The organism is Chryseobacterium sp. UF-81, from assembly GCF_058245105.1.
Map to the genome: position 1 here is coordinate 80,162 of NZ_JBSIBX010000006.1, position 13,925 is coordinate 94,086.

The following is a 13,925-nucleotide window of genomic DNA, read 5'->3' on the forward strand; positions in this document are numbered from 1 at the left end:
TAAATCTTATATATATAATGAAATCCCTCAGAAATGAGGGTTTTTTTTGTAACAAAATTGGATGTTTATGCTTTTCCCAATCTGGCAGATAATGCTGATGTTTTGTGCCAAAACCTATTAAATAATAGGATTGATTTGACGACAACTAAAAAGAAAATATGTTTAGTTAAATCGCTTTTGCTTAAATTTAAAGTATAAAATTATTTTATGGCTTACAGTACTGAACTTGCGGACAGAATCCGTGAACGGCTTTCAGAAATTCCGGATCTTGAGATCAGGGAAAAGAAAATGTTCAGCGGATTATCATTTTTGGTCAATGATAAAATGTGTATCAATGTGAGCCACGATAATCTGATGTGCCGGTATCATCCTGACCTGGAAGAGGAAGTTTCGGAAAGAACGGGGTTTCTTCCGATGATTATGAAAGGAAAGCAGCTTAAAGGATATTGCTATGTGGAACCTGCAGGTTTTCAAAAACCTGATGATTTTGAATACTGGATTAAAATATGCCTGGATTATAATTCGATAGCCAAAGCTTCAAAGAAAAAATAACCTTAATATTCCTGACATTTTAAAATTCAACCATTAAGGTAAAGTTTAGTTGTTAAGAATATTAAGATTTAACCATATAAGTTTTCGCGTATCTCTATTAAGATTTTCTCCGTCTTTTTTACATCTTGATACTCGGGGAGGGTAGAAACTGCGTGATAGTGCTCAATAGACTTTATCAGATCGTCTGCTTTTTGCATGACCGCTTCATAGGACCGGTTTCCGGCTTTGATATCAAGTAATTCCTCCCTGTTGTCTACGCGGATATTTAACGAATTGGTTTTGAATATATGTTCGCAGGACTGTAATAAACGGATGGTATGCATCATGTTTTTACTGTCATAGTTCTGTCCGTGTTCCTGGTTGACGTTATAACGGTCTTCGTTGCGTTCAGATACCCATTTCCAGTATTCTTTATAGTCTTTGCAGTACGTGGAATAGGCATCCAGATTACAGAAAAGATAGGCTGCTGGTTTTTCGTCTTTCGGAACGGATGATACAGAAACCTGATTAGCTTCTTCATGTTGGATCATTCCTTTATACCCTAAAGTTTCTGATTCATCATAAAACACAGCGTACATCCCCTTGGTATTCCCGATATTGACCAGCCCGCATTTGTCCTGTATTTTTCCGCTTTCTGAAAGCCATTTCTTAAGAGGAACTGATCCCTGATCTTCAAGAATATAGCAGAAATCAAGAACGGATTTTCTTTCTTTTTCTATGGGATTAAGGATTTTTTTATTCAGTCCTTTAGCCTTTTTGATCTGTGAAATGGCATATCCCGCAAAGGTGTCTTTGCATAACTTGGATAAAAAGTCTTCTGAACGGAGGAGATCCATCAACGGATGTTTTTGCAGAATACAGTCTTCCGGACTTGCCAGCACTTCCAGAATATTAGGGTTGTTTTTTTGCAGCAGCTCTACAAATCTCCCGATCTCATAATAAGTGATATCATTGGTTTCATTAGAGATCTGCGGAATGTAATTCAGTCCGTAAAATTCTTCTTTTGGCAGATAATATACCCCACGGATATCTGTATCCGAGTTTTCCGTTGCGAGTCCGAAGGAGCGGCTTCCGGATATGGCTTCGAGGAGGATGAGGTTATTAGTTTTTAGAAATTCAATAGTCATGATTTTTTTTCTTTGGAAACATGAGTTTCTTCCTTTTCTTTAAAGTTAAACATTGTATTAGTTTCTAGAGCTTTAATATCTCCCTAAAAACCCTCTCCATTTCACCTTTATCCACCTTTCCTCCTGCAAGACTTTTCGCTCTTTCTTCATTATCGAATATTGTTTTCTCCAGAAACCTAAAAAGTTCCCAGTCATTCGGGTGGTAATAGGATTCTCCTTTAGTAGCTTTTAAAACGATAAGATCTTCTATCTTTTTTCTGGTCTCATCATCTATTAATACTAATAGTTCGCTGAACAATACCGGCGGAACCGTTCCTTTTTCTATGATCCATTTACCGGTCAGTGCAGTTCGTAAGCAGTAAAAATAACTTTTCAGTTTTACTTTATCATTTCTGCAGGCTTCCAGGTATTTTTTGCTCATGCTCAGATAGTGGTAAGAAACCGCTATCGGTGAAAAGCAGGCATCTGCCAGGGGAGTGAACAGTTCCAGAAAATTCTCGTTCTTTTTGTAAACGATAGGAGAATAAAACCAGCTCAGTAAAGCTGCATTGGATTTCAGCAACAGATGAAAAGTCTTGCGAAGATCCCATCCGGAGCCGTCCAGGTCGTCTTCTGTCATAAATTCTATCGTCTCGTCTTTATCCCATGGAGAAAGATACCAGTCTTTTTCATGCCGGTAGATAAAGCGTATATCATAATCGCTGTCCGGAGATGCAAAACCCCATGCTCTGCTTCCGGATTCTACAGCCAGAAGAATTTCTACACTGCGTGTTTCCTCTATTTCTTTTATTTTCTCTAGTATTTTTGGTGTCATTGTATTCAATTTTAAGGCAAAGTAAAATCAGTAGTGCGCAGTGTTTTTGCGTAGATTTTTCGTTGGAAGTTTTATTTGAACCTGTTGAACAAAAAAAGAGGCTGTACATACTAATGACAGCCTCTTTTCAATAAAATTAAATTCTAACTACTTCTACATTTTAAGCAGTAATCTGCTTAGGTCCTTTTCCTTTATCTTCTTCTTTTTTATCTAATTTCTCAGATATTTTTTTTACGATGTACTCTATCGCAATAGGTGCTATAATGGCAATCAATGCTTTAAATATTCTTGATTTCATAGTAAGATTTTTTAATGTATCAATTAATACAATTTCTGAGCCATTTTAAAAATGTCAGGATTGATCAGTGTTGGAAAGGATATGGAGTGATCATTCTCATTTTTTTAACCACCCCGTCAAATCTTTGATTGCCACCTCTCCAGGGGAGGGGAATTCTGACCCGACGAATTTAATCATCATGAAAATCGTAGATTTTCAAAGAAACTTAAGTGATCTTCTTTTCAGACATCCTGCCACTTAAAAATAACTAAAGTGTTTAAAAACTTTTGTCTCTTTTGTGGTTGAAAAAATCAGTTTTCATCCGGAACTATTAAATCTTCATAGTTTTTTAATCCTGCTTTAAACTTATCCTGCAGCTTCAGTCTCAGCTTTTTAGGCTGATGAACAATCAGACATTCTCCAAAACCGAGCAGGAGTCTTTCAAGTTCAAAATTGATTTGTACACAAATCTTAAATAATGTGCCTTCTTCTGTTTCGCTTATAATTTCCTGGCTTTTATGAAGTGGTTTTGTTTTTACATAAGGAGCATTCGAGGAATCTACAAAGAAAACAACATTTCTGGGAGCCATCGTTTCAGAAACCGTAACCCCTACAATATCTTTAAAATATTCATCACCATCCAGATTTTTATCTATATACTCTAAACTTTCCTCCACATCAATCTTTTCCATTCTGTCCAGGGCTAAATTGTACATTTTGCCTTTATGCTGGCAGATCAGGAACCACCGGTTATTAAACTCCTTCAGAAGCTGCGGGTGAACCACATAATTACTGGATTCCCTGGCGGTAAAGCTGCGGTAAAGAATATTGAGTACTTTTTTGTTGGATATGCTTTCATAAAGGATATCAATATGTTCTAGCCCTTTCAGCTGCTCATTTTTATCCAGATGGATGATGGATTTCTGCCCGGTAGAATGGATGGAGTCTTCCAGTTTCTGAATGACCCCGTTCATCTCTTTGAACATAGAGAAATCCTTAAACTGTTTCAGGATCTGAACTGCATTATTCATGGCTTTCAAATCACTTTCATTCACAGAAATGTTGTGGATGCTGTATTCAGGATCGCTGTAGCGGTAGTATTTTCTATCGTATACTTCAATAGGTGCTTCATACCCGAATTTCTCGCTCCGCATATTCTGCAGATCCAGCTGAACGGTACGTCTGCTTACGTACGATTCCTTTCCTTCAAATTCAAACAGGGCATCCGAGCAGGCATCAATAAGATCTTCCAGCGTATACTTCCGGTATTTATTCTTAAGGCATTTATCTAATGTTTTATAGCGGATGAGTGCGTTTTTATTAGATGACATGGTTTTTTGTGTTTTGGATGGTGAATAGTGAATAGTGAATAGTGAATAGTGAATTTTGCTGCACAAGTCAATTTTTTGGTCTATCATTAGTTTTTCTCAAAATTGACAATTCACTTGCGAAGCAAAATTCACCATTGACTTATAATTACTTCTCTTTTAAAGCATTTTCATCAAAAGTAATTCCTTCCCAACCGAACTTCATAAAATTCCGGATATTCTGGTGATCGGTTCCTTCCGGTTTTTTCATAACATCTTCCCTGTAATACTCACCAAAAAGCCAGAGTGTTTCTTCTTTCGTTAGATTCTGAATACTTGCGAAACTAAAAACTTTACACGAGCCATTATTCTGCCCCGCATGGTTGATCGTATCTCCGTTTTGAAAAGCAGTAGGAGTAAATTCATAATGTTCATCAATATAAGTGATAACATCACTGAACTTGATGGTTTCCGGGAAATGTTTTAATTGTTCTAATAATACCATGAGCCTTGTTTTTTTAATTATATACTATTGTACAGATCTGCAAGCCTGCTTTTCTGCATTTTTACTAAATTTTTGTAAAAATAATTAAATTTCTTTATCTACGCAAAACTATTGCGCAATAAGGCTGTTACTTTGCATCATCAAAATGAAACAAAATGGAATTTAACGGAAATCACTTAATAGAATTAGGGTATAGACCGGCCAAATGGTTTAAAAATGCCATTACATATATCAACGAAAACAATCCGGATGAAGTTCAGATCAGAGAATATCTGGAGCAGTTCAGACAGCCTGATATTATTCCGCTTCATGAAACAGCTAAAGATTTTATCATCAACATCAGGGCAGAACATGAAAGTGAAAACGACAATGTAGAGAAAGTGATCAACACAATGAAAGTCCTGATGAAAACACCTACGCTTACTGCCGGAGCATTGATGCCCGATGCATGTCCTACAGGACCTGAAGGGTTAATTCCGGTAGGGGGAGTGGTAGTTGCCAAAAATGCGATCCATCCCGGATTTCATAGCGCTGATATCTGCTGTTCTGTAATGCTGACTGATTTTGGAGATGCTGATCCTAAAGAAGTATTGGATGCAGCCCATTCGGTGACGCATTTCGGATATGGAGGAAGACCGAGAGGTGAACAGATGCAGATGTCCCAGGAACTGATGGATGCATTCAGAAAAAATGAATTTTTAAATGATGAAAAGCTGATCAGCATTGCCCGTTCTCATATGGGAACTCAGGGGGACGGAAACCATTTCTTGTTTGTCGGGAAGTCTAAAAATACCGGAAATACCATGTTGGTTACTCATCACGGTTCAAGAGCCCCGGGTGCTGCTCTTTATGATAAAGGATTGAAGGTTGCCAACCGGTTCAGACAGGATATTTCCCCTGAAACATTAAGAGAAAATGCATGGATTCCTTTTGATACGGAAGAAGGGCAGGCCTATTGGGAAGCTCTTCAGCTGATCAGAACATGGACCAAGGAAAACCATACGAATATTCATGATGCGGTTTTAAATAAGCTGGGAACAGAAAAGCAGGATAGATATTGGAACGAGCATAATTTCGTTTTCAAAGATGGTGATCTGTTTTACCATGCCAAGGGAGCCACTCCGCTGGATGATAAGTTTATGCCGGATATCACAGGACCAAGACTGATTCCGCTGAATATGTCAGAACCTGTTTTAATCGTTCAGGGAAAAACTAACGAAAGAAATCTGGGTTTTGCTCCTCACGGGGCCGGAAGAAATTTCAGCAGGACACAGCATAAAAAATCACTGGCCCATAAAACGGTTGAAGAGGTTTTTGATGAGGAAACCACAGGATTGGATATCCGTTTCTTCTCTAATGAAATTGATATTTCCGAACTGCCAAGCGCTTATAAAAGTGCCAAAAATGTAAGAGCGCAGATTGAAGAATACGGACTTTGCGAAGTCCTGGATGAGGTGATGCCTTACGGGTGTATCATGGCGGGTGATGTAGGGAAAAATGCACCGTGGAAGAAAAAGAAGAAATTCAGAAAAGCATAATTTTTAATTTAATAAAAAAACTAATAACTAATAACTAACCTTGCAGGTATAAAAACCTGTAAGGTTCATGAAAACTTTTTTCATAAGGCAGGGGCAGTAGCTCAGATGGTAGAGCAACAAAATTACTTTTCGCTGCAGGCAAATGAAGTTCCTATGAATCCCAATTGTGTGTCACAGGTTCGAGCCCTGTCTGTCCCTCAAAACAAAGGAAATACTTATATTCATGTATCAGTTATTTTCATATGTTAAAAAATTGAAGGCAAAGAAAGTTCCTATATTTTAGAATTACTTTCCGCCTTTTTATAAATGATAAGGCAAAGGGAGTTCCTATATTTTTGGATAAATTACTCCCCGCTTTTTATAAACTATAGGTAAAAGGAGTTCCTATACCCTTCACTTTTAAGAACCTACTCCTCACTTATTTTTTAAATTAAAAACAATGAAAACATTAAAATTATTCAATGCTGTATTAGCTAAGGAATCGAATGCAGAGGCATTTATTTCTAATGACGGTTTTATTATTGAACCTGATGCTCTATGGGCAAAAAATGAGATCATCTCTTATTATGCAAGGGAAAAATTAAATGGAAATGATTTGAATAAAACCTTTCATAAATCATGGGAGAAAATAAAAAATACTTCCAGAACTGATTTATTTTTTGAACAGATCAGACATTATATTTCAACGTATGGAAGCGATTTTCAGAATGAAATCTATATTCCTGCTGAAATATTGAATGTTCCGGATACAAAGCTGGTTTTTAAAATCATCAGGGCTTACACTGTAGAAGAAATGCAGGAAAAGTGTCTGTCTCTTTTGAGATCGGGAATTGCTTTAAAAGAAGAAACTATTGATGAACTGCTTTATATTTTACATACGGAGCTGGAATATGATTTCACCGGGAAAGAAAACATCAGAAATAAGGAAGCTGTTATAAAAATAGCCGATCTGTATGATATCTATCCTGAAAATCCTGTTGAGTTTTTCCGGTATGCTATTTATAAAACGACCAATACTACACTTTTAATAAAAAGTGATGATTTGATTGATTTAATCAAGCAAAGTAAATTCAATCCAACCCATCTGTTCGAAAGTTTCGGTCTGGAAAAACTGGCGGAAATTTTTAACAGGTTCAAGCCGCTGTTCCTTGCTTTTAAAAACAGAGCTCCGAAAGTGATCAATAAAATTTCAAAGCTGTCTAAAGTACATCATAAACCGTTGATTTCAAATCCTTTGAATGATGCTACGAATACATTACTGGAAAACAGTGATTGGCACTGGCTGGAAAATGCAACACCATTTGCGTTATTTAAGGCTTTGTCAGCATGTTACTCAAGAATGTATGGTCAGGATACTTTTGTTTACAGAGTAAGAAACGGAAAATCGTGGGTGAAAAAAGGTAAAGAAACTTATGTGAATCAGTTCAACTATGATTTTATTCTGGATTATCTGAAACTAAAATACGAAAACGTATCCGGAAAGAAATTTTATTTCCCGGAGAATGTAGAATTTGCATTACCGACTTCTGAAAAAATGTTTGTTGGAAATATTCCTACCGGAACCCGTTTGTATGGCGACAGACTGGCTGTAGGTATTTATTGGGAAGATAAATGGGGTGCCCGCGACCTGGATCTTTCCGGATTAAATATCTCAGGAAAAATAGGTTGGAATGCCGCTTATAATCATGGTGACGGACAACTGATGTATTCCGGAGATATGACTTCTGCTCCTCACGGTGCCGTTGAATATCTGTACGCCAATAAAGGACATTGTGCACCAACACTTGTGATGAATAACGTTTTCAGCGGAGATGCAAATTGTGGATATAAAATCGTGATCGGAAAAGGAGATGATATTTCCTACGATTATATGATGAATCCTAACAATCTCTTTGCTGAAGCCAGATGTAACTCTGTTCAGAAGCAAATGATCCTGGGAATGCTGGTGGCAAAAAACGAAAAACAATGTTTCGTACTGTTGAATTTCGGAGCCGGACATTCTCACGTTTCTGGAAATAATCAGGTTTCCATAATGGCAACAAGTGCATTATACCAGCAATGGTACGAAGCCATGTCTTTCAATGAACTTGTAAAAGAGCTTGGAGCTGAGATTACAACAGAAAAAGCGGAAGCCGATTTCGATTTCTCACTGGAAACTCTTGAAAAAGACAGCTTCATAAAAATCTTTAAGCAGTAAAGTAATGCGCAAACATCTGCGACATCTGCAAAATCAGCGAGAGATTTAAAGAATTCAAAGTCTATATAGTAAATTTATACTGCCATTTTGATTAAAAATCAGAGTGGCAGTTTTATTTCAGATTAGATAAAATCATATACTCCGTTTTTCCAGCCCAATACTTTGGAAGAATCCGCTTTAAGCCAGTTTTTCAGAATGGTAGCATAGACTTTTCTGAAATCTTCCGTGTAGATCAGATCCCCTTCATTCAGTTTCTGCAGGTCGGGAAGTGCATTAAGAATTCCTTTCTTTTTAAGCCCGCCACTGATGAAAAACATTTGGTTGGCCGTCCCGTGATCCGTTCCGTTGCTGGCATTTTGAGCGACCCGTCTTCCAAATTCTGAAAAAGTCATTAATAAGACATCATTGAAAATTCCGTCGTTTTTCAGATCGGTCACAAAAGATTTCACTGCGTCATTGATGTCGGTGAACAGTTTTTTCTGCCTGTCATTCTGATTGACGTGCGTATCAAAACTTCCCACCGAAAGATAATAAACCTGTGTGTTGATATCAGATTTGATCAGCGAAGCTACAGTTTTAAAATCCTTCCCCAACTGTGAATTCGGATACGTCTGATCTGTCTTTTTTGACTTGCTCTTCTCAAAAATATAATCAGCATTATTGATGGTAGAGCCAAGCGTCTGGTATAAATAAGAAACCGTTTCATCATCATGATGGTGGTCATAAAGAGATTTGAAATATTTCTCCTGACTCGTTTGGTAAAGTCTTTTCGGATCTTTAAAGGCAAATGCTTTATTATTTTCCCCTTTAAGCGCTAGGCTGAGCATATCATCAACTTCCAGCGCTTGCGTGGGATGTTCGCAACGGTAGCATTCTTCATCCAGAAAACGACCTAGCCATCCTGTTTCCAGGAATTCGTCGCTGCGACTGGCAGAATGCCAGATATCCATACTTCTGAAATGCGATTTATCAGGATCCGGATAACCCACATTATTCATCACCGAAAGTTCACCGCTATCAAAAAGTTCTTTAAAATAGGATAGTGCCGGGTTGATTCCCGTTTCATCATTAAGCGGCAAAGAATCTTTGATGGCGATACTGTTTCTTTCTTTAAAATAAATATCGTTTTTTGTGGGAATGATTGTATTCAGACCATCATTCCCCCCTGTAAACTGCAGGACTACAAGAATCTTCTGATTACGCTCCAAAGCTTCATCCAATGTCATTGCCTTCAGAAAATTGGGCATCATAAACGATGCGGTAGCTAATGAGCTTATTTTGAGGAATTCTCTTCTTTTGATTAACATAATTTTGTTTTTAGATTGGAGATTGTAGGGATTAGGGGAAAGGGCTAGGGGAATCGTAATATAACTTTTAAATTTCTTAATTTATCATTTATTTGTTACTTTAAAATATGAGTTAAAAACAAATATTATTGAATTTTGAGATTCAGTACTAATCCCTAATCCCAAAACCCTAATCCCTTTCATCTAATCCTACATTAACTGGTATTCCGGAGTAGACATCAGATTAATAATATTCATCTTTATACTTTTATCCGAGAAATTTTTCACTGAATCCATATCAAGTGTTTTAGCATTCAGGATAAGATAATCTTCACAGTTTTTGTCCGCAAATACTTTTTCCAGCCTGCTCCAGTCGATGGTGATGTTGGGATTCTTAAATGATTTATTTAAATCGGTTTCGCGGGATTTCATACCCATATCGATATCGTCATCCTGTCGGGGGCTGTATTCTAAAGGGCGCAATCCGGACCATATCTGTGGAATCTGCAATCTCAGCATCAGGGTAGAGCTGTCTATCCATGATTTTCCGCTGGGCCATCCGGCTACGTTGGGCGGATAAAGCAGCATTTGTCCTAGCAATTTCTGGTAAACGATGAGATTTTCCGGATTCTGAATGTTCATGGGAAGCATTCGCATCATTCCCGCCATCAGTTCGACAGGAGATTTTATCCTGTTTCCGATATTTTTTTTGTCATAAAACCAGGAACTGGAAAAGATTTCGGACATCAGTTTTTTGATATCGTACCCGGAATTGTAGAAGTCTGTGCTTAACTGATCAACAATATTGCTGTCTACATTTTCATTAACGAAGAACTTATATATTTTTGTGGTGATAAATTTCGCTGTGGCTTTCTGTTCAAGGATCATATTTAAAATGTCAGTTCCGGAGAAATTTCCGGTTTTTCCTAAAAATACTTTTGAACCTTCATCATGCAGGTTTTTTCTTTCTTTAAAATAGCCTTCTTTATCATAGCCCCATCCTGTGAATGCTCTTGCGCCTTCCCTGATATCTTTTTCAGTATAATTTCCCCTTCCCATGGTAAATAATTCCATCACCTCTCGGGCAAAGTTTTCATTCGGGTGACCTTTCTTGTTCTGCTGATTGTTGAGGAAGTTCAGCATTGCCGGCGACTGGCTTACTTCAAAGAGAAGATCTTTAAAATTGCCCAGTGCATTCTTCCGGATTGTATTGAGGAGCTGTTTACTGAATTTTGAATTATTGATTCTGGAAGCAAAATGTCCATGCCAGAAAAATGACATCTTTTCTTTCATCTGCTCCTTACTGTTCACCATTCTGTCCAGAAAATTAAGGTTCAGCTCATTATTTTGCTGCCTGTTGATGCGCTGTATTTCTTTTCTTTTTTCTGCAGGGGTTTTATTATTCATCATATCCTCCTGAATAAAAATGTCGGGAGTATCATAATTAACTTCTGTAAAGTTTTCTTCTTTAAACAACTCACCAGTCAGTATCTTTATACTCTTGTTTTTAAGATCGCCGATCTGGTTGATCCCGACTCCGAAGCCGGCACGCCAGAGAAGATGTTTATGGTGTAATAATGAATCGTCCATTGTGGAGAATTTAATTTTTGGATGGATTAGAACGGGAAAGGTTAAAATAGTAACGGTTAAGAATTCTTAATATTACTTTTCTTTAAAATAATTTAAACAATCATTTGAATTTTAATATAAATTAACATATTGATAATCATTGTATTGTGTTGGAATTGAGTGTTAAAATCATAAAAAACGCCTCCCTTGGCACGATTTTTACAGCTTATTGGAATAGTAAAATTAAAATTAGAGTTATGAAAATGTTAAAACAAGCAATAGTACTGGCTGGAATCTTAACAGCAGGTATCGCAAGCGCACAGAACTCAAAGATGAATAACATGATCAAAGTAGGTGCGAATGTTGGTTTAGCAGTGCCGGCAGATAATTTATCTGCAGCAGCAGGCGTAGATGTATCTTATCAGAATTTGATCACTCCTGGATTCGGATTAGGTATTGCCACAGGATATACTCATTATTTCGGAAAAAGCAATAACGGGTATGATAACAATGATGTAGGGGTAATTCCTGTAGGAGCTTTAATAAGAATCTATCCTAAACAGACTGGTTTCTATTTCGGAACAGACTTAGGATACGGTTTCCTTGTAGGAGATGATAAAGTAGCTTCCAACAGCTCTGCTGACAGACCGGACGGAGGTTTCTATATCAAGCCGGAGATCGGATACCACAACAGAGACTGGAATTTCTTCGTACAGTACCAGAAAGTTTTTGTAGGAGATAAAGGCGATATTGCCGGACAGGACTATAATGTGGGGAATATCGGAGTAGGATTCGGATACAATATTCCATTAGGAAAGTAGTTAGATTTATATATAAACAATTATTAGCCAAACCTTTTTATGAAAATGAAAAGGTTTTTTGCTTCCCTGCAAGATTTACGAAAACTATTATTATATTTGATAAAATTTGAGGTTATGATTTTGAATCCAAAATTTCCGCTTTATTTACCAGGAGTAGAGAACAGTAATAATGATAATGTCACTATCATTGGGGCAAGTCTCCGTGAAGATATAACCATCCTAGGCTATTTTGTTTCCGGTAACGGAGGCCTTGAGATAAAAATTCAGAATGAGTATAACACCAAAGAGTACACCTCATTTTCTGACATATTAAGAAAATTCATACAGGATAATCAGCTGGACAACGTAAAGCGTCTGGCAGTAGCTGTGCCGGGACCTGTAATTAACGGCAAAAGCAGCCCTGCACGACTGGGTTGGGACCTGGATATTGAAGAATATACAAGAGATTTCGGATTTGAGAAAGGAGATATGCTGAATGACCTAGAAGCATCAGCTTACGGAATGGGCCTTCTCGAAGACAGTGATCTGGATCCCATTTATACCAGCGGGCATCTTGAAAAAGGAAATGTAGCTATCCTTGCTCCCGGAAACGGACTGGGAGAGGCCGGATATTTCTTTGACGGAAAGAACCTGAGACCTTTTGCAACGGAAGGTGGACACTCCGAATTCTCACCAAGAACCAATGTTGAAGTTGAGTTTTACCAGTTTTTAAATAATATCTACGGTATTGTGAGCTGGGAAACTGTACTCTCTAAAACCGGTCTTTTCAATATTTACAGATTCCTGAGAGATGTAAAAAGACATCCGGAACCGGAATGGCTTGCAGAACGTCTTAACGGAGGAAACTTTGTGGAGGAAATCTATAAAGCTGCGGTAGAAGATGATGTGCTGATCTGTAAAATTGCCTTAGACACCTTCCTGGAATTCCTTGCAAGAGAAGCCAATAACCTTGTGCTGAAGCTTAAAGCTACCGGAGGACTTTTAATAGCAGGAGATATTCCGCAGGTGATCAGGGAATATATCGACAAAGGGAAATTCTATGATAAATTTAAGATAAGCGATAAGATGGAAGGACTGCTGAAAAGCACCCCTCTGTATCTGATTAAACAGAATCACACCGCATTGAAGGGGGCCGCATTGTACACTGCTTACTATCAAAATTAAAATACAAACTCCGAAACTTTTCGGAGTTTTTTTATGGAATGATATTATTCATAAAAATAATTAATTTTATTGATATACATCAATGAAATCTATCGGATAAGTTGGCTACATTTGCACCATCAAACAAGTAAATAACTTTATTCAAAATGAAAAAAATATTCTTATTAGCGGTTTTAGCCGGTAGTCTTGCGTTCGGACAATCTAAAAAAGTGGTAGCATCTGATGTTCACTGGTGGGGATACAAAGTAGCAAAATCTGAGGCAAGTTCTCATGACGGAACGGTGAAAGTAAAATCAGGAGACATGATCATGAAAGGGAATAACCTTGTAGGAGGAAGCTTTGTACTGGATATGACTTCCATCAATTCTACTGACCTTTCCGGAGAATACCAGCAGAAACTGAACGGGCACCTTAAGAACGGTGACTTCTTCGAGGTTGAAAAATTCCCTACTGCTTCTTTCAAAATCACTTCTGTAAAGAAAAACAGCGATAAGATTTATAATTCTTTAGTATCCGGAAACCTTACTGTTAAAGGGAAAACGAACACCATTACTTTCCCAGCAAAAATTGCTTACAGCAAAGGAGTAGTGAGCCTGGTTTCTGATAAATTCTCTTTCGACAGACAGAAATTTGATGTGGCTTACAAGTCTACCATGCAGGATGTTTTTGTGAAAGATGACATTGAAATGCTTGTAAAGGTGACTGCTAAATAATTTAATCAAAAAAAGATTATTAAAAGTGTAGAAGTTCTACACTTTTTTTTATTTT

General features: G+C 37.4%; 13 protein-coding genes and 1 tRNA gene. 7 read left to right on the top strand and 7 right to left on the bottom strand.

Annotated features, from left to right (window positions below; translation table 11 throughout):
• The first annotated feature begins 207 nt into the window (after positions 1 to 207).
• A complete protein-coding gene (locus AC4IFE_RS10330; protein WP_490756838.1) occupies positions 208 to 552 on the top strand; it encodes a TfoX/Sxy family protein in 345 nt (114 codons plus the stop codon).
• Between the two features lie 68 nt (positions 553 to 620).
• Here the strand turns inward: AC4IFE_RS10330 and AC4IFE_RS10335 are convergent, their stop codons facing one another.
• From AC4IFE_RS10335 to AC4IFE_RS10355, 5 genes are all read right to left on the bottom strand, one after another.
• Positions 621 to 1,679, bottom strand: a complete 1,059-nt coding sequence (locus AC4IFE_RS10335; RefSeq protein ID WP_490756839.1) for a nucleotidyltransferase domain-containing protein — start codon at positions 1,677 to 1,679, stop codon at positions 621 to 623.
• Positions 1,680 to 1,743: 64 nt separating this feature from the next.
• The gene (locus AC4IFE_RS10340) at positions 1,744 to 2,493 is read right to left on the bottom strand and encodes a nucleotidyltransferase domain-containing protein (protein WP_490756841.1); all 750 of its coding nucleotides are present in this window, start codon (positions 2,491 to 2,493) and stop codon (positions 1,744 to 1,746) included.
• Between the two features lie 160 nt (positions 2,494 to 2,653).
• Positions 2,654 to 2,791: a hypothetical protein gene (locus AC4IFE_RS10345; RefSeq protein WP_165570718.1), complete on the bottom strand. Its 138-nt coding sequence runs from the start codon at positions 2,789 to 2,791 to the stop codon at positions 2,654 to 2,656.
• A 290-nt stretch (positions 2,792 to 3,081) separates the two neighbouring features.
• Entirely contained in the window at positions 3,082 to 4,101 is a 1,020-nt protein-coding gene (locus tag AC4IFE_RS10350; RefSeq protein ID WP_490756843.1) for a helix-turn-helix transcriptional regulator, read from the bottom strand.
• A 145-nt stretch (positions 4,102 to 4,246) separates the two neighbouring features.
• Positions 4,247 to 4,582 carry a HopJ type III effector protein gene (locus tag AC4IFE_RS10355; protein ID WP_490756845.1) on the bottom strand — a complete coding sequence of 112 codons (336 nt, stop codon included), beginning with the start codon at positions 4,580 to 4,582 and terminating at the stop codon, positions 4,247 to 4,249.
• Between the two features lie 737 nt (positions 4,583 to 5,319).
• Between AC4IFE_RS10355 and AC4IFE_RS10360 the strand changes: the two genes are divergently transcribed.
• The 3 genes from AC4IFE_RS10360 (at position 5,320) to AC4IFE_RS10370 (ending at position 8,317) form a co-directional block, all read left to right on the top strand.
• Positions 5,320 to 6,120, top strand: a complete 801-nt coding sequence (locus tag AC4IFE_RS10360; RefSeq protein WP_490757054.1) for an RtcB family protein — start codon at positions 5,320 to 5,322, stop codon at positions 6,118 to 6,120.
• A gap of 90 nt (positions 6,121 to 6,210) precedes the next feature.
• A tRNA-OTHER gene (locus AC4IFE_RS10365) sits at positions 6,211 to 6,318 on the top strand.
• A gap of 241 nt (positions 6,319 to 6,559) precedes the next feature.
• Positions 6,560 to 8,317 (top strand): hypothetical protein, encoded by a 1,758-nt coding sequence (locus AC4IFE_RS10370; RefSeq protein ID WP_490756846.1) that lies wholly within the window; start codon positions 6,560 to 6,562, stop codon positions 8,315 to 8,317.
• Positions 8,318 to 8,439: 122 nt separating this feature from the next.
• Here AC4IFE_RS10370 and AC4IFE_RS10375 read toward each other — a convergent pair whose 3' ends face one another.
• Complete coding sequence (locus AC4IFE_RS10375; protein ID WP_490756847.1) at positions 8,440 to 9,624, bottom strand: DUF1501 domain-containing protein; 1,185 nt, start codon at positions 9,622 to 9,624, stop codon at positions 8,440 to 8,442.
• 189 nt (positions 9,625 to 9,813) lie between these two features.
• Entirely contained in the window at positions 9,814 to 11,193 is a 1,380-nt protein-coding gene (locus tag AC4IFE_RS10380; protein WP_490756849.1) for a DUF1800 domain-containing protein, read from the bottom strand.
• Positions 11,194 to 11,429: 236 nt separating this feature from the next.
• Here AC4IFE_RS10380 and AC4IFE_RS10385 point away from each other — a divergent pair, with 236 nt between their 5' ends.
• From AC4IFE_RS10385 to AC4IFE_RS10395, 3 genes are all read left to right on the top strand, one after another.
• The gene (locus AC4IFE_RS10385) at positions 11,430 to 11,993 is read left to right on the top strand and encodes a hypothetical protein (protein WP_223558637.1); all 564 of its coding nucleotides are present in this window, start codon (positions 11,430 to 11,432) and stop codon (positions 11,991 to 11,993) included.
• Between the two features lie 114 nt (positions 11,994 to 12,107).
• Positions 12,108 to 13,157: a glucokinase gene (locus tag AC4IFE_RS10390; RefSeq protein WP_490756851.1), complete on the top strand. Its 1,050-nt coding sequence runs from the start codon at positions 12,108 to 12,110 to the stop codon at positions 13,155 to 13,157.
• Between the two features lie 146 nt (positions 13,158 to 13,303).
• Positions 13,304 to 13,870: a YceI family protein gene (locus AC4IFE_RS10395; RefSeq protein WP_490756853.1), complete on the top strand. Its 567-nt coding sequence runs from the start codon at positions 13,304 to 13,306 to the stop codon at positions 13,868 to 13,870.
• The last annotated feature ends 55 nt before the right edge of the window (positions 13,871 to 13,925 follow it).

Coding starts and splice junctions, on each gene's coding strand:
- AC4IFE_RS10340 (WP_490756841.1), bottom strand. CDS start 2,493: ATGACACCAAAAATACTAGAGAAAATAAAAGAAATAGAGGAAACACGC.
- AC4IFE_RS10380 (WP_490756849.1), bottom strand. CDS start 11,193: ATGGACGATTCATTATTACACCATAAACATCTTCTCTGGCGTGCCGGC.
- AC4IFE_RS10330 (WP_490756838.1), top strand. CDS start 208: ATGGCTTACAGTACTGAACTTGCGGACAGAATCCGTGAACGGCTTTCA.
- AC4IFE_RS10355 (WP_490756845.1), bottom strand. CDS start 4,582: ATGGTATTATTAGAACAATTAAAACATTTCCCGGAAACCATCAAGTTC.
- AC4IFE_RS10390 (WP_490756851.1), top strand. CDS start 12,108: ATGATTTTGAATCCAAAATTTCCGCTTTATTTACCAGGAGTAGAGAAC.
- AC4IFE_RS10360 (WP_490757054.1), top strand. CDS start 5,320: ATGGGAACTCAGGGGGACGGAAACCATTTCTTGTTTGTCGGGAAGTCT.
- AC4IFE_RS10385 (WP_223558637.1), top strand. CDS start 11,430: ATGAAAATGTTAAAACAAGCAATAGTACTGGCTGGAATCTTAACAGCA.
- AC4IFE_RS10395 (WP_490756853.1), top strand. CDS start 13,304: ATGAAAAAAATATTCTTATTAGCGGTTTTAGCCGGTAGTCTTGCGTTC.
- AC4IFE_RS10350 (WP_490756843.1), bottom strand. CDS start 4,101: ATGTCATCTAATAAAAACGCACTCATCCGCTATAAAACATTAGATAAA.
- AC4IFE_RS10335 (WP_490756839.1), bottom strand. CDS start 1,679: ATGACTATTGAATTTCTAAAAACTAATAACCTCATCCTCCTCGAAGCC.
- AC4IFE_RS10345 (WP_165570718.1), bottom strand. CDS start 2,791: ATGAAATCAAGAATATTTAAAGCATTGATTGCCATTATAGCACCTATT.
- AC4IFE_RS10375 (WP_490756847.1), bottom strand. CDS start 9,624: ATGTTAATCAAAAGAAGAGAATTCCTCAAAATAAGCTCATTAGCTACC.
- AC4IFE_RS10370 (WP_490756846.1), top strand. CDS start 6,560: ATGAAAACATTAAAATTATTCAATGCTGTATTAGCTAAGGAATCGAAT.